20 protein-coding genes and 1 tRNA gene are annotated in these 19487 nt (G+C 66.4%); 15 read left to right on the top strand and 6 right to left on the bottom strand.

The features are described 5' to 3' along the window. Positions 1-12 precede the first annotated feature (12 nt). Positions 13-966, top strand: coding sequence for an Lrp/AsnC family transcriptional regulator (locus ACFRAU_RS01040; protein ID WP_377998433.1), 954 nt, complete (start codon positions 13-15; stop codon positions 964-966). Here the strand turns inward: ACFRAU_RS01040 and ACFRAU_RS01035 are convergent. After that, positions 950-2383 carry an amidase gene (locus ACFRAU_RS01035; RefSeq protein ID WP_377998432.1) on the bottom strand — a complete coding sequence of 478 codons (1434 nt, stop codon included), beginning with the start codon at positions 2381-2383 and terminating at the stop codon, positions 950-952. The two genes, ACFRAU_RS01040 and ACFRAU_RS01035, sit on opposite strands and share 17 nt — an antisense overlap. Positions 2384-2682: 299 nt before the next feature. Between ACFRAU_RS01035 and ACFRAU_RS01030 the strand changes: the two genes are divergently transcribed. Next, positions 2683-3417: a DUF5058 family protein gene (locus ACFRAU_RS01030; protein WP_377998431.1), complete on the top strand. Its 735-nt coding sequence runs from the start codon at positions 2683-2685 to the stop codon at positions 3415-3417. Between the two features lie 83 nt (positions 3418-3500). After that, complete coding sequence (locus tag ACFRAU_RS01025) at positions 3501-4244, top strand: hypothetical protein (RefSeq protein WP_377998430.1); 744 nt, start codon at positions 3501-3503, stop codon at positions 4242-4244. A gap of 98 nt (positions 4245-4342) precedes the next feature. Here ACFRAU_RS01025 and ACFRAU_RS01020 read toward each other — a convergent pair whose 3' ends face one another. Beyond that, positions 4343-4891: a flavin reductase family protein gene (locus tag ACFRAU_RS01020; RefSeq protein WP_377998429.1), complete on the bottom strand. Its 549-nt coding sequence runs from the start codon at positions 4889-4891 to the stop codon at positions 4343-4345. 260 nt (positions 4892-5151) lie between these two features. Between ACFRAU_RS01020 and pstS the strand changes: the two genes are divergently transcribed. The 4 genes from pstS to pstB all read left to right on the top strand — a co-directional run bounded on the left by pstS (position 5152) and on the right by pstB (position 9302). Continuing rightward, on the top strand, positions 5152-6273 hold the full coding sequence (gene pstS / locus ACFRAU_RS01015) for a phosphate ABC transporter substrate-binding protein PstS (protein WP_377998428.1): 1122 nt from the start codon (positions 5152-5154) through the stop codon (positions 6271-6273). A gap of 122 nt (positions 6274-6395) precedes the next feature. Further along, positions 6396-7328 carry a phosphate ABC transporter permease subunit PstC gene (gene pstC / locus ACFRAU_RS01010; RefSeq protein WP_377995438.1) on the top strand — a complete coding sequence of 311 codons (933 nt, stop codon included), beginning with the start codon at positions 6396-6398 and terminating at the stop codon, positions 7326-7328. Then, positions 7329-8438 carry a phosphate ABC transporter permease PstA gene (gene pstA / locus ACFRAU_RS01005; protein ID WP_377995437.1) on the top strand — a complete coding sequence of 370 codons (1110 nt, stop codon included), beginning with the start codon at positions 7329-7331 and terminating at the stop codon, positions 8436-8438. Between the two features lie 84 nt (positions 8439-8522). Next, complete coding sequence (gene pstB, locus ACFRAU_RS01000; RefSeq protein ID WP_377995436.1) at positions 8523-9302, top strand: phosphate ABC transporter ATP-binding protein PstB; 780 nt, start codon at positions 8523-8525, stop codon at positions 9300-9302. An 84-nt stretch (positions 9303-9386) separates the two neighbouring features. On the opposite strand, the gene ACFRAU_RS00995 is transcribed toward pstB, so the two are convergent. From ACFRAU_RS00995 to ACFRAU_RS00985, 3 genes are all read right to left on the bottom strand, one after another. After that, positions 9387-10403, bottom strand: coding sequence for an anion permease (locus tag ACFRAU_RS00995; RefSeq protein ID WP_377998427.1), 1017 nt, complete (start codon positions 10401-10403; stop codon positions 9387-9389). A 1-nt stretch (position 10404) separates the two neighbouring features. Then, positions 10405-11022, bottom strand: coding sequence for a DUF47 domain-containing protein (locus tag ACFRAU_RS00990; RefSeq protein WP_377998426.1), 618 nt, complete (start codon positions 11020-11022; stop codon positions 10405-10407). Positions 11023-11278: 256 nt separating this feature from the next. After that, entirely contained in the window at positions 11279-11938 is a 660-nt protein-coding gene (locus ACFRAU_RS00985) for a hypothetical protein (protein ID WP_306920479.1), read from the bottom strand. Positions 11939-12172: 234 nt separating this feature from the next. On the opposite strand from ACFRAU_RS00985, the gene ACFRAU_RS00980 reads away from it, so the two are divergent. Beyond that, positions 12173-12245, top strand: a tRNA-Lys gene (locus ACFRAU_RS00980). 86 nt (positions 12246-12331) lie between these two features. On the opposite strand, the gene ACFRAU_RS00975 is transcribed toward ACFRAU_RS00980, so the two are convergent. Further along, complete coding sequence (locus ACFRAU_RS00975; protein WP_377998577.1) at positions 12332-13651, bottom strand: glutamyl-tRNA reductase; 1320 nt, start codon at positions 13649-13651, stop codon at positions 12332-12334. 479 nt (positions 13652-14130) lie between these two features. Between ACFRAU_RS00975 and ACFRAU_RS00970 the strand changes: the two genes are divergently transcribed. The 7 genes from ACFRAU_RS00970 (at position 14131) to ureG (ending at position 19454) form a co-directional block, all read left to right on the top strand. After that, positions 14131-15138 (top strand): LacI family DNA-binding transcriptional regulator, encoded by a 1008-nt coding sequence (locus tag ACFRAU_RS00970; RefSeq protein ID WP_377998425.1) that lies wholly within the window; start codon positions 14131-14133, stop codon positions 15136-15138. Positions 15139-15234: 96 nt separating this feature from the next. After that, the gene (locus tag ACFRAU_RS00965) at positions 15235-15537 is read left to right on the top strand and encodes an urease subunit gamma (protein ID WP_377995413.1); all 303 of its coding nucleotides are present in this window, start codon (positions 15235-15237) and stop codon (positions 15535-15537) included. An 8-nt stretch (positions 15538-15545) separates the two neighbouring features. After that, positions 15546-15902, top strand: a complete 357-nt coding sequence (locus tag ACFRAU_RS00960; protein ID WP_377998424.1) for an urease subunit beta — start codon at positions 15546-15548, stop codon at positions 15900-15902. Continuing rightward, positions 15899-17641 (top strand): urease subunit alpha, encoded by a 1743-nt coding sequence (gene ureC / locus ACFRAU_RS00955; protein WP_377998423.1) that lies wholly within the window; start codon positions 15899-15901, stop codon positions 17639-17641. The genes ACFRAU_RS00960 and ureC overlap by 4 nt, the downstream gene beginning before the upstream one ends. 9 nt (positions 17642-17650) lie before the next feature. After that, complete coding sequence (gene ureE, locus ACFRAU_RS00950) at positions 17651-18127, top strand: urease accessory protein UreE (protein ID WP_377998422.1); 477 nt, start codon at positions 17651-17653, stop codon at positions 18125-18127. After that, the gene (locus tag ACFRAU_RS00945; RefSeq protein ID WP_377998421.1) at positions 18108-18791 is read left to right on the top strand and encodes an urease accessory protein UreF; all 684 of its coding nucleotides are present in this window, start codon (positions 18108-18110) and stop codon (positions 18789-18791) included. The genes ureE and ACFRAU_RS00945 overlap by 20 nt, the downstream gene beginning before the upstream one ends. 45 nt (positions 18792-18836) lie before the next feature. After that, positions 18837-19454 (top strand): urease accessory protein UreG, encoded by a 618-nt coding sequence (gene ureG / locus ACFRAU_RS00940; protein WP_377995408.1) that lies wholly within the window; start codon positions 18837-18839, stop codon positions 19452-19454. The last annotated feature ends 33 nt before the right edge of the window (positions 19455-19487 follow it).

The raw sequence follows: 19487 nt of genomic DNA, 5'->3' as shown, positions 1-19487 counted from the left end.
GACGGAGTGCGAATGATCCTGCTCGATTCACTGGAGCGCCAGATTGTGGCTGCCCTGCAGCTGGATCCCCGCTGCCCGTGGCGGAAGATGGCCGCCGTCCTCGGCGAGCCGGAGCGCACCGTCGCCCGGCGCGGGGCGCAGCTCCTGGAATCCGGCGCCGTCGCCATCGCCGCCGTCCGGCCGCATCCGGCGTCGATGCTGGTGGAAATGCGCTGCACCCCGGGCACGGCCCGCGCCGCTGCCCAATCACTGGCGCAGCGCTCTGACACCACGTTCGTCTATACCGTCACAGGCAATGGGGACTGCGTGGCCGAGATCCTCACCGATCCTGACCGGATGGGGGACATCCTCTCCGACGAACTGCCCTCCACAATCGGCCTGCGGCACTCCGTGAGTTATCCGGTGCTGCGGTATTTCCGGACCATCCAGGGCTGGCGGCCGGAGATGCTCACGGCCGAGCAGGCCGACGCGCTGCGCTCGCCGGTTGCTTCAGATGCGGGCGTGTTCGCAGTCAGGCAGGCCCTGAACCGGCAGGACACCGAGCTCGTGGAAGCCCTCTGCGCGGATGGACGCATCAGTTTCGAGGCCCTGGCGCGGCGGGTCGGGGTCTCGGAAGCAACAGCCCGCCGGCGCTGCGAATGGCTGCTTGCCAACAACCAGGTCCAGCCCCGCGTGGTGGTGGAACCTGCTGCCCTGGGGCTCGCCGTCGAGGCGCTGCTGTGGATCAGGGCTGCGCCGCACCAGGTGGAGCAGCTCGGCAAGAGCCTGGCCGGGCTGCCCGCGGTGCGCTATGCGGCAGCGCTCGCCGGTGGCTACCAGATCGTGGCGGACGTGACCGTGCCCGACCTGCCGTCCCTGTACCGCCTGATAACGGCTTCCGACTGGGCGGCACAGGCCGCCGGCGTGGACGTGTCCGTGCTGCTGGATGCGCGCAAGCGCGGCGGACGCATCATGCGGGCTGGTTGAGGCCCGCCAGTTTGGGAGCGACGGCGGCGTAGTGCGTCTGCTGCTCGAACGCCCTTGCCCAGCGCAGCAGCTGCACGTCGGTGTAGTGGTTGGAGGCCAGCTGCAGCCCGATGGGCAGGCCCGAGCTGCTGAACCCGGCAGGCAGGCTCAGCACCGGCAGGCCGGTGGCGGAGAGCAGGCACGCCGACCGCATCCAGTCCAGGTAGGTTTCCGAGGCCACGCCGGCCACCTCCTGCGGGTAGCGCAGCGACGCATCGAACGGCAGGACCTGCGCACACGGGCTGGCAAAGATGTCGTAGCGCGTGAAGAAGTCCTGCACTTTGTGTTCCAGCCGGGTGCGGGCAGCGTCGGTGGCAATGATGTCCTCGGCCGTGAGGGCCAGACCCTTGGCGACGTTCCACCGCACCTCCGGCTTGATGAGGTCGCCTGATTCGGCGACCAGCCCGCCCAGCCCGGCGGCGAAATCCATTGCGCGGGTGTTGCCGAACACCAGATCCGCCTCGCTGAAATCCGGGCACGCCTCCTCCACCACTGCTCCAAGTTCCTCAAACACTGCGAGCTGGCGTTCCAGGTGGTCGGCGATTTCCGGTTCAACCGGAACCCCGATGCCAAAGTCCCGGGACCAGCCGATCCGGATGCCGCGCATGTCGGTCCCAAGCCCGGCCCGGAAATCGGCCGGATCGATCACCTGTGGGTGCGGCACGCGCGGATCCCGTCCAGCGGTGACGGACATGAACAGTGCGATGTCATCCACAGTGCGCGCCATCGGGCCGGTCCGCCCCAGCCAGGACCAGGCGTTGAGATCGGACGGCATCGGAATCACGGCCTGGGACGGCCGGAATCCGACGATGTTGCAGAAGGACGCGGGGATCCGCAGCGAGCCGCCCATATCGCTGCCGTCACCCATTGCCTGCACGCGGGCTCCGACGACGGCGGCCACCCCGCCGCTGCTTCCGCCTGAGCTAAGCGCGGGCGCATAAGGATTGGTAGTGGTGCCGAAGAGCTCGTTGAACGTGTGCGAGCCTGCCCCGAACTCGGGAACGTTCGTCTTTCCCGTGCTGATCACGCCGGCCGCCTTGAGCCGGGCGATGATCAGGTCGTCCCTGGCCGGCACGAAGTCCTTCAACACCACCGAGCCCTGGGTGGTCCGCATGCCGGCGGTGTTGTTGGTGTCCTTGTGGGTCAGGGGCAGGCCATGCAGGGGCGGCAGTTCGGCGCCCGAGGCAGTGATTTCGTCGGCGCGGGCTGCCAGCTTGGCTGCGCCCTCGGCGTCGAGGGTCACCACCGCGTTGAGCCGGGGATTCACAACGGCAATGCGTTCGAGGTGGCAGTCAAGGGCCTCCCTCGCCGAGATTTCCCTGTTCCTGATGGCGGCGGTGAGCTCGACGGCGGAAAGTTCGCTGATGGCGTCAGACATGGTGCTCCTTCGGGCGGCGGTTGAAGACTGCGCGGTTGTACCCTGCACAGTTGTTCTTCCCTGAAGTGTGGTGGACCGGAAGCGGGAGCGGAAGGCATCAGCAAATGAATCCGCAGCATGACTGATCCGGCCAGAATTTTGGCCGATTCCGCCATCCCTTGCCGTCCCGGACCGGTGTCCCGGACAGTATTCCTAACCTGCTGGCCGATCCGGTCGGAGGAACAGATTCCGCAACGCAGCGGTCCTGCCCGCGGTATCAGCATCGCCGGCCCACAGCGGGCCACAATCAGGAGGCTCCCATGCACGCATCCCTGGCACCCACCGGCTCCACGGACATCCTTGCAATCGCCAATGCCCCCGTCCTCTGGCTCTGCGTGGCAGGCGTCTTCGGCGTCATCGTGATCCAGTCGCTGATCTTCCTCAGGGCAGTGCGCCGGGCGGCACCCTCGGTGCAGATGACACCACGGGACATCAGGACGTCATTCCGGTCCGGCGCTGTCTCGGCGATCGGCCCCTCACTCGCCGTCGCGCTCGTGGCCATCGCGCTGCTGGCACTCTTCGGCGCACCCGCCGTGCTGTCCAGGATCGGACTGATCGGCTCTGCTGCCTACGACGTCTCGGCGGCCGGCATCGCTGCCGGCACCCTGGGAGCCAAGCTCGGCGACGAGAGCTACACCCAAAGCGTTTTCGCGGTGGCGTTCTTTGCCATGAGCATCGGCGGAGCCATGTGGATGATCGCCACGCTGATCCTCACCCCGCTGCTCCGCCGCGGCGACGCCAAGGTCCGCGCGATCAACCCGGCGGCCATGGCCATTGTCCCCGCGGCGGCCCTTATCGGAGCCTTCGCGTGCCTGGGCTTCACGGAGCTGCCAAAGTCCGGTACCCACGTGGTCACCTTTGCCGTGTCCGCCGCCGTAATGGCGCTGTCCCTGCTGCTGGCCAAGGCACTCGACAGGAGCTGGCTGCGGGAGTGGGGCCTGGGCATCTCGATCGTCGCCGCCCTCGCCGCCGCACTTGTCACGTCCGGCGCCTGACCCGCGCGTCCGCCTCAGCGCGGCCCGTCAGAACCCGGACCGGACCAACCCAGATCCCCTTAATACCGGACAGGAATCCAGTTATGACCGCCACCAGCACCGCACCAGCCGCCACGGACCAAGCCATGGCCGAGTTTGACCGCACCACCTCGCGTTGGGGACGCGCCACCATGATCGCGGGCCTGCTGGTCTCCGTCGCCGGCCCCCTGTACCTCGTCTTCGCCGGCGGACTGGACATTGCGCCGGCGCAGCTCTGGATCGCCTTCGCCGCCGTCGCCGCCACCTTTGGGATCATCTGGATCGTCGAGCCGCTGACGTACTACCCCATCCTTGGACCGGCCGCCATGTACCAGGCCTTCATGATCGGCAACATCTCCAACAAGCTGCTGCCAGCCGCCCTGATCGCGCAGACCAACATCGGCGCCAAGCCCGGAACCCGCCGCGGCCAGCTGGCCTCCGTCGTCGCCATCTGCGGTGCGGCCGCCGTACACCTGGCCTCACTGGTCCTCTTCGTGGGGCTGCTGGGGAGCTGGCTCATCAGCGTTATTCCGCCTGCCGTCATGAATGTGACCCGCCTGTATGTGCTGCCCGCGGTCCTCGGCGCCGTGCTGGTCCAGGCCATTGTCTCCATGAAGCAGCCCAGGACCACCGTCATCGCCCTGGCCGTGGCAGCCGCCGTCGTCTTCCTTGTCCTCCCGGCGGTTCCGGGACTGGCCATGGTCTCCACCGCCATCGCCGTCCTGGGAACGGTGCTGCTGGCGTGGTTCCTCCGGGACAGGCGGCCTGCCACGGCCAGCCGCCCGGCACAGCCGTTGCACCTCGAGTAAACCGACACCCCACGAAAGACGCTGGGTGCGTTCTGCCGGTCAGTCCCGGTGGAACGCACCCTTTTGCCGTGCCAGTGGCTACGCGTGCCATTGAGTATTTACGGTGCCAGCCGGCGGAACTCCGAACCGAAGTGCACCAGCGGGTCCGGGGCCTCGGACAGTTCCGCGCTGCTGCCCATGGCCAACACCTCGCCCACAACCAGCAGGTGGGTCGCGGCAGAATGGACGGAAACGGTCCGCAGCTCGAAGTAGGCGAGGCAGCCGTCGATAACCGCGGCTCCTGTGGCCGGTCCGCGGCGGAACGGGACCTGCGCCAGCAGCCCGTGCAGAGGTGTCCCCGGACTGGCCAGCCACGTCGCCGTGCCCTCGTGCTTGCCGGAGAGAACGCTCAGGGCCCAGGTGCCCGCCTCCTCCACGGCCTCGCCAATACGGGACTCCGCGTACAGACTGACCAGCATGGTGGGCGGGTCGTAGGACACAGAGAGGAATGCGCTGACCGTCGCGGCGTAGTCCCTGTTCCGCAGCCGGGTGGAAACCACAGCGACGCCGGCGGTGATGTCCGAACTCAGCCTGCGGTAGAGGTCCACGTCGGCGTCCAGCCGACCCTCACCCAACCGGTGTGCCTCCAGCGGCCCTGAAGTTTCCATGAGCCCCATCGTGCCACGTGGGGCGGTTGTTAACGCTGTTAAGAGTGTGACGAAACCACTACGGCTGTGGCGCACCTAACGCAATGGCAACCCAGCATCTGTAAGCCAATGGCCCGCCGTCGTTAACCATCCGTTCATCTCGCACCCCAAAACTTGTTACCTGCGGCCCTTAACTTCAGTGAAGGTACAAAAAGTACGCATCTCACGTTCGGACGTCTCCGGTCCGCACCGCATCAGAAACCCTGGAAGGGGTACACCCAGTGAAGGCACTCCGCTTCAGCCGCCACGCGGCAATCGCTGTTATCGCCGCTGGCGCACTCGCGCTCACCGCCTGTGGTTCAGACAATGCCACGAACGCCGCCCCGGCAGGCAGCGCCTCCGCCGCCGGCACCAAGGTCACCGGCACCCTGACCGGCATCGGCTCCTCCGCGCAGGGCGCGGCCATGGACGTCTGGAAGACCAACTTCGCCTCCGCCAACCAGGGCGCCACCGTACAGTACTCCCCGGACGGCTCCGGCGCCGGGCGCAAGGCCATCCTCGACGGTTCGGCACAGTTCGCCGGCTCCGACGCCTACCTGAAGGATGAGGAACTGGCTTCCGCCAAGAAGGTGTGCGGCCCCGAGGGTGCCATCGAGATCCCCGTCTACATCTCGCCGATCGCCATTGCGTTCAACCTGCCGGACATCACCGAGCTGAAGCTGGACGCCCCCACCGCGGCCAAGATCTTCCGTGGCGAAATCGCCAAGTGGAACGACCCCGCCATTGCCGCCCTGAACCCGGACGCCAAGCTCCCGGACCTCGCCGTCACCCCGGTGAGCCGCTCTGATGACTCAGGCACCACCAAGAACTTCACCGAGTACCTCTCCGCTACGGCTCCCGATGTCTGGAAGGACAAGGCCGACGGCATCTGGCCTGCATCCCTCAAGGGCGAGAACGCCAAGGGCACGTCCGGCGTCGTCAAGACCGTTACCGACACCCCCGGTGCCGTGACCTACGCCGACGACTCCGCCGTTGGCGGCAAGCTGGGCATCGCCCAGATCAAGGTCGGTTCCGAGTTCGTCAAGATCTCCCCGGAAGCCGCCTCCAAGGCAGTCGACGCCGGCAAGGCAGTTGAAGGCCGCGCCGACACCGACGGTGCCATCAAGCTTGACCGCACCACCACCGAAGCCGGCGCGTACCCGGTGGTCCTGGTTTCCTACCACATCGTCTGCTCCACCTACGACAAGCAGGAAACCGTCGACCTGGTCAAGGCTTTCGAGACCTACGTAGTTTCCGAAGAGGGCCAGAAGGCTGCCGCCGAGTCCGCCAAGTCGGCTCCGATCTCCGCCGCCCTGGCCGCGAAGGCCGTCAAGTCCATCGAATCCATCAAGGTCAAGTCGTAACGTCTTGTCCTGAACGCCGAAGTTCCCCGCCCAGCCGCCAGGCAGGGCGGGGAACTTAGCCGTGTAACCCGCGGTTCAGCACGATCCACCTCTGACGCATCACCAACACCGAAGGGCCGGGTATGACCACCACCTCCCTGACCAGTTCCCGAGGCGCCGGCCGCGCCGGGGACAAAGTCTTCTCCGGAGCGGCCCTCGCAGCAGGCTGCCTGATCCTTGCCGTACTGTTCGGCGTGGCGCTCTTCCTCGTCATCCAGGCGATTCCCGCCTTCACCGCGCCGGCCGCGGACATCCAGGGCGGCGAGGGCTTCTTTGCGTACATCTGGCCGATCGTCGTCGGTACCCTCATCGCGGCCATCATCGCCCTGGCCATCGCCACGCCGGTGTCCATCGGCGTCGCGCTCTTCATCTCGCACTTCGCCCCGCGCGGCCTGGCCTCGGGGCTCGGCTACGTGATCGACCTGCTCGCCGCGATCCCCTCCGTCATCTACGGTGCCTGGGGCGCCGCCTTCCTGGCCCCGCAGATTTCGCCCGCTTACGGCTGGCTCGCCGCGAACATGGGCTGGCTGCCCATCTTCCACGGTCCGGCCTCCGCCACGGGCAAGACCATCCTGACCGCCGGCATCGTGCTGTCCGTCATGGTGATCCCCATCATCACCTCGCTGTCCCGCGAGATCTTCCTCCAGACCCCCAAGCTGCACGAGGAAGCAGCCCTCGCGCTGGGCGCCACGCGCTGGGAAATGATCAAGATGTCGGTGCTGCCCTTCGCCCGGCCGGGCATCATCAGCGCCGTCATGCTGGGCCTCGGCCGCGCCCTGGGTGAAACCATGGCCGTGGCGCTGGTGCTGTCCTCCGGTGCGCTCACGGCCAGCCTGATCCAGTCCGGCAACCAGACCATCGCCGCCGAGATCGCCCTGAACTTCCCGGAGGCCAGCGGCCTCAAGGTGAGCATGCTGATCGCCGCGGGCCTGGTCCTGTTCGTGATCACCCTCGCCGTCAACATGATCGCCCGGTGGATCATCAGCCGGCACAAAGAATTCTCGGGAGCCAACTAAATGACCTCCACCCTGACCCCGGTCCGCAAGCGGTCCGCCCTGACGAAGGGCCAGCTGCCCAAGTACGCCCCCTACGTGGTCCTGGGCGTCGCGCTGGTCCTCGGGGCTGCCATCCTTGCCCTGATCGGATTCAACGCCTTCGGCTGGGGAGTTGTCTCCGCCATCCTGTTCGCCGCGGGACTCGTCGGATGGAGTGCCGCCGTTGAGGGTGCGCGCAAGGCCAAGGACAAGCTGGCAACCTGCCTCGTGGTGGGCGCCTTCCTCGTGGCACTGCTCCCGCTGATCTCCGTCATCTGGACCGTCGTGGTCAACGGCGTTCCCGGCCTGCTCAACCCCGGCTTCCTCGGCACGTCGATGAATGGCGTCACCGGGGTGTTCGACAACCGGGCCGCGGAAGGCACCGGACCCGTCATCGGCGGCATTTACCACGCCCTCATCGGCACCGTGCAGATCACCCTGCTGGCCACCGTCATCTCCGTTCCGGTGGGCCTGCTAACGGCGGTCTACCTCGTCGAATACGGCAACGACCGCCCGCTGGCCCGCGCCATTACGTTCTTCGTGGACGTCATGACCGGCATCCCGTCCATCGTCGCAGGACTCTTTGCCGCCGCGTTCTTCTTCGCGGTGGTGGGGCCCGGCACCAAGACCGGCGCCGTCGCCGCCGTCGCGCTGTCCGTGCTGATGATCCCGGTGGTGGTCCGCTCCAGCGAGGAAATGCTGAAGATTGTCCCCAACGAGCTCCGCGAGGCCGCCTACGCGCTGGGCGTCCGCAAGTGGCGGACCATCCTCAAGGTGGTCATCCCGACGGCGATCTCCGGCATTGCGTCCGGCGTCACCCTGGCGATCGCCCGGGTGATCGGTGAGACTGCACCGATCCTGGTGACCGCAGGGTTTGCGACGAGCATCAACAACAACGTGTTCGGTGGGTGGATGGCCTCGCTGCCGACGTTCATCTACACGCAGATCCTGAACCCCACCTCCCCGTCCAACCCCGACCCGTCCTCGCAGCGGGCGTGGGGTGCCGCCCTTGTCCTCATCATCCTGGTGATGCTGCTCAACCTCGGCGCCCGCCTGATCGCCCGGGTCTTCGCACCGAAGACCGGCCGCTAGGCGTCCCCGGCCATACCGGATCGTATTTCGGCTCGGGAAGCCGGGAATTAGACTTCATTTCATACCAGCAAGTTAAGGAACATCATGTCCAAGCGCATCGACGTCAAAGACCTGAACGTGTACTACGGCAATTTCCTGGCCGTTGAGGACGTCAGCATCAACATCGAGGCCAAGTCCGTTACCGCGTTCATCGGCCCCTCGGGCTGCGGCAAGTCGACCTTCCTGCGCACGCTGAACCGCATGCACGAGGTGCTGCCGGGTGCCCGCGTCGAGGGTGAGGTGCTGCTCGACGGCGACAACCTGTACGGACCCGGCGTGGACCCGGTGACGGTGCGCTCCCAGATCGGCATGGTGTTCCAGCGGCCCAACCCGTTCCCCACCATGTCCATCCGGGACAACGTCCTGGCCGGCGTGAAACTAAACAACCAGAAGATCTCCAAGGGCGAGGCAGATGCCCTGGTGGAGCGCTCACTTCAGGGCGCCAACCTCTGGAACGAGGTCAAGGACCGCCTGGAGAAGCCCGGTTCGGGACTGTCCGGCGGCCAGCAGCAGCGTCTCTGCATTGCCCGCGCCATTGCCGTGGAGCCGCAGGTGATCCTCATGGATGAGCCGTGTTCCGCGCTGGACCCGATCTCCACCCTGGCCGTTGAGGACCTCATCAACGAGCTCAAGGACCAGTACACAGTGGTGATCGTGACCCACAACATGCAGCAGGCCGCCCGCGTCTCGGACAAGACGGCGTTCTTCAACATCGCCGGCACCGGCAAGCCGGGCAAGCTGATCGAGTTCGCCGAGACCAGCACCATCTTCAACAACCCGAGCCAGAAGGCCACCGAGGACTACGTCTCCGGCCGCTTCGGATAACACACAAGCCATCGATTGCTCCGTAACTGCCCTTTTGAACGCCCAGAAGGGCAGCTACGGAGCAATCGATGTTTAACGCGGGTTTCAGATGCCGATCAGCGGGGAGAGCGCCAGTTCGAGGACGAAGGCCCCCGCGGCCGTGGCTGCCGGCGTCAGGACCCACAGCGACAGGATCCGGGTTACCAGTTTGCGGTGGATGGTGGCGAACTGCTGGTTTTCCCCGGCGCCCAGCACTGAGGACGTGACCGTGTGGGTGGTGGACACGGGCCAGTGCAGCCCGATGGCGCCAATAAACAGCAGGAGCGCACTGAAGCCCTGGGCCACCACTCCGCGCAGCGGATCGATCCGGGTGAGCCGGTAGCCAATGGTGTGCGAGATGCGCCAGCCGCCAAACAGCGTGCCCGCCGTGATCGTTGCCGCGGACAGCAGCGCCACCCACAGGGGAAGCGAGCCGCCGTCGGAATAGCCGGCCGCCAGCAGGGCCAGGATGAATACGGCGCTGACCCGCTGGCCGTCCTGGAGGCCGTGGCCAAAGGCCACGGCGCCGGCGGCGATGGCCTGGGCGGACCGGAACCGTTTGTTGACCACGCTCGGCTGGGTGTAGCGCGCAGCCCAGGTGACGGGAAACACCAACAGGTAGGCGGCGATGAAGGCAACAACAGGCGAGAGGACCAGGGGGAGAACCACCTGGAACAGGAGCGACTGGTCCACGCCGCCCACCGAATTGCCGCCCACCACCACGCTGGCGGTTCCGGCCCCCGCCAGTCCACCCACCAGGGCATGCGTGGAGGAGGACGGGACGCCCCGCCACCACAGGAAAATGCCCCAGGCGCACGCGCTGGCAACGCCGGCGGCGATGATGGTCAGGCCGCTGTCCCCCCGCGGGAGGGCAACCCAGTTCTGGCTGATGGCCACGGCCAGTCCGGCGCTCAACAGGGCGCCGATGAGGTTGAAAAGGGCGGCCAGCAGTACTGCCACGGTGGGGGTCAGGGCGCGTGTGCGCACGGCCAGGGCCACCGATGTGGACACGTCGCGGAAACCGTTGATGAAGGAAAATGCCGCGGTGAGGAGCACCACCAGGGCGAAGATGAACAGCGTCACCTCAGGATTCCTTGACGATGATGCTGCCCACCAGGGTTGCGATCCTGCGCATGTCCTTGGTGACGTCCACCAGCTGGTTGGCGATGTCCCGATTGCGGGCATACTGGGCTGACTTCATGTCCTTGAGCATGTCCGCGACCCATACGCGGTGCGTGCTTTCGGCCCGCTTGGCCAGGCGCAGGACCTCGATCCAGTAGTCCTCAAGGTCGTCCAGGTTGTTCAGCCGGCGCATGGCGTCGGCCGTGAGCTCGGCCTGGCGGCTGATGATCTCCAACTGGTCGGCGGCGCGCTTCGGCAACCGGTCCAGGTTGTAGAGCGCCACCAGCTCGGCCGCGGCGTCCAGCTTTTCAATGGCTTCGTTCAGGCTCTGCGACAGGGCGTACATGTCCTCGCGGGGGAGGGGATTCACGAAGCTGGTGCGCATGTGGGTCAGGAGGGCGAAGTGCAGCTCGGCCGACTTTGCCTCGTGGTTGTGCATGTCCTCCACCAGCCGGTTGTGTTCGGTGGCCGGTGCGCCCAGGATTTCCGCCATGGTGGCGCTGGCAAACACGATCTGCCGGGCCAGCTGCGAAAGAAGGTTCAGGCCTGCGGGTTCCTGGGGAAAAAGGCGCAGCTTCATGAGTACCGGTCTCCGGTGGATCGTCAGGGCGGGACGCCGCGGGAGTCTTTGACTTGACGTCCGAGCCGCAGCTAGTCAGTACTTTACCGGCACCTGCGTTGGGGCATAAAAATGGTGCCGAACCGGATACGCCTCTCGGCGGTAGGCCGCTCTAGGCGGCTAAATGTTGAAGCCCGGGGGTTTCGCGGTTCGGCACCTATTTCAGTGTTCTACTTTGGCTGGGCCAAGTCAACATTGACAGATCGGGGCTGATGGGTCAGTCAAGCTCACCCAGCCGCCAGGCATTGGCAGCGTGTTCCAGGTCCTCTGCGGTCTTCACGAGAAGGTGGGAGTTGCGCGTCAGCTTGCGCGCGTGGCTCTCGTTCGAGTGCTCCGCGCCGTCCGCCAGCGTGGCCTGGCCGAGCGCCACCACGCGGCAGAACGCGGCGGACCGCTCCAGCGCAACGTCGAAGTCGCCGTCGAAGGCTCCGGACAGGATGGCGTCCGCCATGTTCTTCATTTCATCGGCGCCAGGCGGCTCTGCCGCACCGGCCACCACGTTGGAGACCTGGGCGGTGTCCTTGCCCGCCTTGAAATATACGGAGATGCGCTCGGGATCCTGCACCGTTGCCGCGCGGAGGGCATACAGCCGCCACAGCGCGCCGGGCAGCGAGCGGGCCGGGCTTTCAGCCCACATTTCCGCGATTGCCTCAAGGCCCTGCTCGTCGGCCAGCTTGACCAGCCGTTTGGTGATGACGGGATCATCGCTGTCCCGCCCGTGGCGCACCAGGGCCTGGGCGGCCAGGTGCGCGGCTTCCGAGACACGCGCCGGGTCGGCGCCGCCTGCGAAAGGCTCGAAATCAATGGGCGCAAAAGGCTTCGGTTTGTGGTGCCGCTCCGCCCCGCCCGGGCCGCTGGTTCCTGCTTTCTGGCTCATGGTCCCACGCTACTCCTGCATGGAACCGGAATCGAGCGTCCTCTGCAGTGCCCGGTTGGCTTCCAGCCACAGCCCGAAAGCCGTGCCGCCTCCCGGCAAAGACACGTTCGACGGCGGCGGCGGGGCGCCGTCCTGAAGTCGCCACCGTCTGGGGTACAGTATTAAACGTTCAGAAATGGACTGGAACTGTTTCGCGTGTGCAGGCTTCTGAAGCCCGCATTCCGCAGGCAGTTTGGGCCTTTAGCTCAGTTGGTAGAGCATCGGACTTTTAATCCGTGGGTCGTGGGTTCGATCCCCACAGGGCCCACTCTTTTAGCGAAGAGTGGAAAGTCCCCGGATTCCTGGCAACAGGAATCCGGGGACTTTTTATGTCTGCGGCCAAGGTTCAGCGGCTTAGCTCGCTGCCGGCAGGGAGCCGTCCGGGGCCTGTTCGCCTTGACGCGCCCGTGCTGGGCAGCCCGGCGGGCCCGTTTCCGCTGCGGCGGGACCGGCCTCCTTAGCTGCCGCGGCTGCAGCCACGTCCAGCCCGAACAGCGTTTCAAGGGCTGCGGTGTATTCATCCTGCCGGCCCTCTGCCGCCAGCTCGCGCGCCCTCGACGTGGGCACGTGCAGAAGTTGCCGCACCACCCGCCGCAGCGCGAATTCCACCGCTTCTGCCGTGGCCGTGCAGCCGTGCTGGCTCTTCACCTTTGCCACTTCACCGGCCAGCACCGCCTGCATGTGCTCGCGCAGCACAACGATCGCCGGATCCAGAAGCCGCGCCAGCCGGTCCTCCTCAAACTTCAGGGCGGCCTGCCGGACCAGGTCACCAGCCTGCCGGACGACGTCGGTTTGTTCACGCGGCGAGGCCAGCCGCACGTGCTCCAGAGTGATGAGGTCAAGCCCGGGCAGTTCGCCCAGTTCCGGTTCAAAGTCCCGGCTGAGGGCGAGGTCGACGACGACGGGCGGGCCGGCAGCGCCTTGCCCGAAGGCCAGGAAGTCGTCGGCGCTGAGCCTGGGGCCGCGGCCGCTGCAGCCGATCACCACATCCGCGCCGCGGACGGCAGCCGGCAACTCCCCGGAGGTCAGGCCGGTGGCGCCCCGGGCTGACGCAAACGCCCCGGCCCGTCCGGACCAGGAAAAAACGGACACCGCCGTGCACGCCCTTGCCGCCAGAAGCGCAAGGGTGGAGCCGGCGTAGGCGCCGGTGCCGATGACCACCACGGAGAGGCCGGACAGGTCCCGGCGTCCCAGCCCGGACAGGGCGAGGTCCAGCGCCACTGAGACCATGGAGCGGCCGGCCTCACCCAGGGCCGTCAGGGAGCCAACGTCGCGGGCAGCCCGGGAGGCTGCCTGGAAGAGCCGGACCAGTGGACCGCTGGCCGACCCGCTTTCCTGGGCCGAGGCCAGGGAGCGTCGCAGCTGCCCGGCGATTTCCCGTTCGCCCACCACTGCCGAGTCGAGCCCGGCACCCACCGAGAAGAGATGCTCGGTCATGGCGGTGCCCGTCAGGCAGTCAAGCGTCCGGCCGAGTTCCTCGGGGGAAACAGCCGAGCATGTGCTGATGGCATCCAGGACGCGCTTCCTGGTGGTGTCCGGGTCCGCGCCCGGAGCAACGTCGCAATAGACCTCGAACCTGTTGCACGTGGACAGCACAACCGCGCCCGCCACGCCGTCCAGGTTTGCAAGGACGTCCGAAGTGATACGGACAGGCCCCGAACCGAGCGTGGCCAGGAACTCGAGGCCGGAACCCCGGCCCTCCTCGCCGCCAACCGGTTCGGGACCCCCGTCCCCGCGCCGGGAAGCTGTTCCCCGGTACGGTGTGCGGGCATGATGGGAAACCACAAGAGCAAACTGCCGTTCTGACGGGGTTAATCCCTCGATGGATCCCCCTGCACCCTGCAACAATTCGGCCCCCTTCAGCCGCAACGTTCCCCATCCTGTCCTGCCGCGCCACTTGGAGGCCGCCCCGGGTGGTGGCACCCGCTTAACGCTTACGAGGCCACCGCTTCCGGACCGGTCCCGCCGGTGGCCGCCGCTAATGAGGACACCGCCGGTTGTCGCTGGGACCAGGCGCCGTTGCCTGGCCCCAGAACCAAGAGACCTTGCAGCAAGGGTGGGGGACCCACCTTGGGAAATTCTTGGCGGGCGGGGCGGTCTGCATTCTGCAACGATGTACCTGAGAGGATCGTCTGCCGCGAAAGGGACCCTGCATGGCCGTGACAATGAACGATGTTGCCCGCGCGGCCGGAGTTTCCCTGAAAACCGTGTCGAATGTGCTCAACAACTATGAGTTCATCAGGCCGGCCACCCGGCAGAAGGTGCTAGATGCCATCGCCGAGCTCGGGTACGAGGCCAACCTGACGGCCCGGAGCCTGCGTTCCGGAAAGTCCCGCATGCTGGGCCTGGTGGTGTCCGACCTTTCCGTACCGTATTACGCGGAGCTCGCTTCCAGGCTCATGACTGTGGCGGCGGCCCGGGACTACCGCGTCCTGGTGGAGCAGTCGGCGGCGACCCGGGCCAACGAGCTCACGGCCCTGCAGGGGTCCCTGAGCCAGCTGACGGATGGGCTCCTGTTCACTCCGCTGGTGCTGGACGCGGACGCCGTGGCCGCCGCCCGGCGGGGAACCAAGCCGCTCGTCATGCTCGGCGAACACATCGACGACCCCCGGTTCGACCTCGTCACCATGAAGAATGTCGGCGCGGCCAAGGCCATGACAGCCCACCTGCTTGCGGGAGGCCGGCGTCGTATTGCGGTGATCGGGGCCTCCTCCGGGGACCGGAGCGGTTCGCCCGGACTTCGGCTGGCCGGATACCGGGAAGCGCTGGCCGAAGCGGGAGTGGAGTTTGATCCGGCCCTGATTGTGCCTGCGGAATGGCGCCGTGACGGAGGTTCATCGGCAGTCGCACGGCTCCTGGACGGTGGCCGGCCCTTCGACGCCGTCTTTGGATTGAATGACGCCCTGGCCCTGGGTGCGATGCACGAGCTGCTGCTCCGCGGGGTCAGGGTGCCGGGGGACGCGGCCGTGGCCGGGTTTGACGACATCGATGAGGCGCGGTTCTCGTCCCCGTCGCTGACCACTGTTGCTCCCGGCATGAACCAGATCGCCGAGCGGTCCGTGCAGCTGCTGATCGACCGGATCGAAGGGGCCGAGAAGGCCGCCGGGGGCGTGCACGTGAAAGCAGAATTCGAACTGAGGGTCCGTGCCTCAGCCCCATAGATTCCCAGCCTGACCTGACACTCCGGAAACGTGGTTGAAACGAACGGGGCTTAGTCTGGGTCCCACGCCGACCCGTAGGCCGTTGAAGGGATCCCCATGCATCTGTTGCCTCGTGAGCAGGAAAAGCTCATGATCGTGGTCGCCGCCGACCTCGCCCGCAGGCGCCAGGCGCGTGGACTCAAACTCAACTACCCGGAAGCTGTGGCCATCATCAGCTACGAGCTGATCGAGGGTGCCCGGGACGGCCGCACCGTTGCCGAACTCATGAGTTCCGGCACCACGCTGCTCAGCCGCGGCGACGTCATGGAGGGCGTGCCGGAGATGATCCACGATGTCCAGGTCGAGGCCACCTTTCCGGACGGCACCAAGCTCGTCACCGTCCACAATCCCATTCGGTAGGGACCGCCATGATTCCTGGAGAGTACGTCCTGCGTCCTGAGCCGCTGGTCATCAACGCGGGCCGGGAGGCGATCGACGTCGTCGTCCTTAACACCGGTGACCGGCCCGTGCAGGTGGGCTCGCACTACCATTTCGCGGAGGTGAACCCGGCCCTGGAATTGGACCGCGACGCCGCCTACGGGCGGCGCCTGGACATCCCCGCCGGCACCGCCGCGCGGTTCGAACCCGGCGACAGGAAGACTGTCCGGCTGGTTCGGCTGGCCGGCAGCCGTGAGGTCTACGGCCTCAGCAACGCTGTGAACGGCCGGCTCGACCGGGATGGCACCAACCACCACGGCGCTAACCAGACAGGGGGAACCCAGTGAGCTTCGAATTGTCCCGCCGGCAGTACGCGGACCTGTACGGCCCGACGACGGGCGATGCCATCCGCTTGGCGGACACCGACCTGTTCCTCGAGATCGAGAAAGACCTCACGAATTACGGCGAGGAAATGGTGTTCGGCGGCGGCAAGGTCATCCGGGACGGCATGGGCCAGGACGGCCAGGCCACCCGGGACGGAGGACCTGACGGCGGCGTGCCGGACACCGTCATCACCAACGTTGTGGTGCTTGACTACACCGGCATCTACAAGGCGGATGTCGCACTGAGGGACGGCCATATCTTTCGGATCGGCAAGGCCGGAAACCCGCAGATCGCCGACGGCGTGGACATCGTCATCGGGGCCAGTACAGAGATCATCGCGGGGGAACGCAAGATCCTCACCGCCGGGGGAGTGGACACACACATTCACTTCATCTCCGCGGACCAGGTAGCCACGGCCCTCTGCAGCGGCGTGACCACCATGGTGGGCGGCGGTACGGGACCTGCCGAAGGCACCAAGGCCACCACAGTTACCCCCGGCAAATGGCACATCCAGCGCATGCTGCAGGCCGCCGACGGGCTTCCCGTCAACATCGGCCTGCTGGGGAAGGGGCATGCCTCCGCCGTCGAGCCGCTGGCCGAGCAGATCCGCGCCGGCGCGGTGGGCCTGAAGGTCCACGAGGACTGGGGGTCCACCACATCCTCCATCGACACCTCACTGAAGGTGGCAGACGAATACGACGTCCAGGTGGCCATCCACACGGACACGCTGAACGAATGCGGCTTCGTGGAGGACACCATCCGGGCCATCGGCGGGCGGGTCATCCACACGTTCCACACCGAAGGCGCCGGTGGCGGGCACGCGCCGGACATCATCAAAATCGCCGGCCTGCCGAACGTGCTTCCCGCCTCCACGAACCCCACGCTGCCCTACACCCGCAACACCATCGAAGAGCACCTGGACATGCTCATGGTGTGCCACCACCTCAACCCGGACATCCCGGAGGACGTGGCATTCGCGGATTCCCGCATCCGCGCCGAGACCATCGCGGCAGAGGACGTCCTGCAGGACCTCGGCATCTTCGCCATCACCTCGTCGGACTCCCAGGCCATGGGCCGCGTGGGCGAGGTGATCACCCGCACCTGGCAGGTGGCGGACAAGATGAAGAAACAGCGCGGCGTCCTGAAGGACCCCGCTGGTGCTGCCCACGGAACCGCGGACAGCGACAACTTCCGGCTGAAGCGCTATGTGGCCAAGTACACCATCAATCCGGCCATCGCCCAGGGCATGGCGGACTGTATCGGCTCCGTCGAGGAGGGCAAGTTCGCCGACCTGGTGCTCTGGGACCCGGCGTTCTTCGGCGTGAAGCCCGAGCTGGTCCTCAAGGGCGGCCAGATTGCCTACGCCCTGATGGGCGACGCCAACGCGTCGATTCCCACACCCCAGCCGCGCACCATGCGGCCCATGTTCGGTGCCCACGGCAAGGCCCTGCAAAAGTCGTCCATCACCTTCCTCTCCCAGGCAGCCATCGATGCCGGCGTGCCGGCGGAACTGGGCCTGGAGAAGGTCATCCGGCCGGTCTCCGGCATCCGGGCCCTGACCAAGGCGGACCTCAAGTACAACGACGCCACGCCCAACATCGAGGTGGACCCTGAAACGTATTCGGTGACCGTGGACGGCGAAGAGGTCACCTGCGAACCGTCGGACGTACTGCCCATGGCGCAGCGGTACTTCCTCTTCTAGGAGCTACAGATGATCATCGAGAAAGTCCTCGGCAACGTGCACGACCAGGCCGTGGAGTCCTACTTCGGACTGCACCGGGAGAAGGTGGTGCTGCCCAGCGCACAACTGCTCAAACGGATCCAGCGGGTCACCACCGACCACGGCAACGAGATCGGCATCAGGCTTCCTGCCGGTTCGGCCGACCTTCGCGACGGAGACGTGCTCCACGTGGCTGCAACCAACATGATCGTGGTCTCCGTGCTGCCCACCGACGTCCTGGTGATCGCACCCCGGACCATCCACGAGATGGGTGTCGTGGCACATTCCCTCGGCAACCGGCATCTGCAGGCACAGTTCTTCGAGGCGGCCTCGGAGTACGGCGCCGAGGTCATGGTGTGCCAGTACGACCACACCGTCGAGGACTATCTCAAACACGTCGGAGTGCCCTACGACCGCCAGGAACGCGTCATGCCAGTGCCTTTCCGCCATGCCGAACACAGCCACTAACTCCTACCAGCTCGCACTGCGGCAGCTGACTGATTCCGGGCTTCCTACCGGGGCGTTTGCGCACTCGCTGGGGTTTGAGACGTACATCGACCGTGGAGTTGTGGTCGATGAGGAGTCTTTCGGGGTGTGGCTGGGGGCGTTCCTCTCGCAGCAGCTGACCTATTCGGATGCGTTGGCCATGCGATTCTTGTATGAGGGCGTCCCTGTGGCTGAGCTGGACGAGCTGCTGACCGCGCAGCTTTTGCCGCGGCAGGTGCGGGAGGCCAGCGTCAAGATGGGGAACCGGCTGCTCGAAATCGGCACGGAGGTGTTCCCGTCACCGGAATTGTCGGAGTACCGGTCGCTGGTGAGCGGGGGCCGGGCCGCCGGCCATCAGCCGCTGGCGTTCGCCGTCGTCGCCCGTTCCCTGGGGGTTCCCCCGGCGGAGGCGACAGCCGCGTATCTTTTCGCGGCCGTCACGTCCCTGACGCAGAACGCCGTCCGGGCCATCCCGCTCGGGCAGAACGCCGGCCAGCGGGTGTTGCGGAACGCGCACGACGCCGTTGCTGCCGCCGTCGAGCGGGCCGCCCGCCTGACGCCGGACGACTTCGGGGCGGTCAGCCCCGGACTGGAGATTTCACAGATGAGGCACGAACGGCAACGTGCGCGCATGTTCATGAGCTAACTGTGCTTTTTTACTGAACTGTGTTTTTTTACTGAGGAGGACAACATGAGTGAACCCATCAAGATCGGCATCGGCGGACCCGTCGGGGCCGGGAAGACCCAGTTGGTGGAGCGGCTCACGCGGCACATGAGCGCGGAGACCTCCATGGCCGCCATCACCAACGACATCTACACGATCGAGGACGCCAAGATCCTGGCCGCCAACGGCATCCTGCCCGAGGACCGGATCATCGGCGTCGAGACCGGCGGCTGCCCGCACACCGCCATCCGCGAGGACACGTCCATGAATACGGCCGCCATCGAGGAGCTGAAACAGCGGCACCCGGACCTGCAGGTGATCTTCGTGGAGTCCGGCGGCGACAACCTCTCCGCCACCTTCAGCCCCGAACTGGTTGACTTCTCGATCTACATCATCGACGTCGCGCAGGGCGAGAAGATCCCGCGCAAGGCCGGCCAGGGCATGATCAAGTCCGACCTCTTCATCATCAACAAGACAGACCTGGCCCCGCACGTCGGCGCCGACCTCGCCATCATGGAACGGGACTCGCGCGAATTCAGGGGTGCCAAACCGTTCTGCTTCACCAACCTCAAAACGGACGAAGGCCTGGAGCACGTCATCAACTGGATCCGGCGCGATGTCCTGATGCTCGACCTCCAACCATGAGCACGACGGCGACGGTGCAACCGGCGCCTTGCG

This window comes from Arthrobacter sp. NPDC056691, from assembly GCF_042791415.1.
Classification (GTDB): domain Bacteria; phylum Actinomycetota; class Actinomycetes; order Actinomycetales; family Micrococcaceae; genus Arthrobacter.
Note: the sequence above shows the minus strand (reverse complement) of the source record. Positions and strands in the feature narration are given on the sequence as shown.

Coding starts and splice junctions, on each gene's coding strand:
- ACFRAU_RS01040 (WP_377998433.1), top strand. CDS start 13: ATGATCCTGCTCGATTCACTGGAGCGCCAGATTGTGGCTGCCCTGCAG.
- ACFRAU_RS01035 (WP_377998432.1), bottom strand. CDS start 2,383: ATGTCTGACGCCATCAGCGAACTTTCCGCCGTCGAGCTCACCGCCGCC.
- ACFRAU_RS01030 (WP_377998431.1), top strand. CDS start 2,683: ATGCACGCATCCCTGGCACCCACCGGCTCCACGGACATCCTTGCAATC.
- ACFRAU_RS01025 (WP_377998430.1), top strand. CDS start 3,501: ATGACCGCCACCAGCACCGCACCAGCCGCCACGGACCAAGCCATGGCC.
- ACFRAU_RS01020 (WP_377998429.1), bottom strand. CDS start 4,891: ATGGAAACTTCAGGGCCGCTGGAGGCACACCGGTTGGGTGAGGGTCGG.
- pstC (WP_377995438.1), top strand. CDS start 6,396: ATGACCACCACCTCCCTGACCAGTTCCCGAGGCGCCGGCCGCGCCGGG.
- pstA (WP_377995437.1), top strand. CDS start 7,329: ATGACCTCCACCCTGACCCCGGTCCGCAAGCGGTCCGCCCTGACGAAG.
- pstB (WP_377995436.1), top strand. CDS start 8,523: ATGTCCAAGCGCATCGACGTCAAAGACCTGAACGTGTACTACGGCAAT.
- ACFRAU_RS00990 (WP_377998426.1), bottom strand. CDS start 11,022: ATGAAGCTGCGCCTTTTTCCCCAGGAACCCGCAGGCCTGAACCTTCTT.
- ACFRAU_RS00985 (WP_306920479.1), bottom strand. CDS start 11,938: ATGAGCCAGAAAGCAGGAACCAGCGGCCCGGGCGGGGCGGAGCGGCAC.
- ACFRAU_RS00970 (WP_377998425.1), top strand. CDS start 14,131: ATGGCCGTGACAATGAACGATGTTGCCCGCGCGGCCGGAGTTTCCCTG.
- ACFRAU_RS00965 (WP_377995413.1), top strand. CDS start 15,235: ATGCATCTGTTGCCTCGTGAGCAGGAAAAGCTCATGATCGTGGTCGCC.
- ACFRAU_RS00960 (WP_377998424.1), top strand. CDS start 15,546: ATGATTCCTGGAGAGTACGTCCTGCGTCCTGAGCCGCTGGTCATCAAC.
- ureE (WP_377998422.1), top strand. CDS start 17,651: ATGATCATCGAGAAAGTCCTCGGCAACGTGCACGACCAGGCCGTGGAG.
- ACFRAU_RS00945 (WP_377998421.1), top strand. CDS start 18,108: ATGCCGAACACAGCCACTAACTCCTACCAGCTCGCACTGCGGCAGCTG.
- ureG (WP_377995408.1), top strand. CDS start 18,837: ATGAGTGAACCCATCAAGATCGGCATCGGCGGACCCGTCGGGGCCGGG.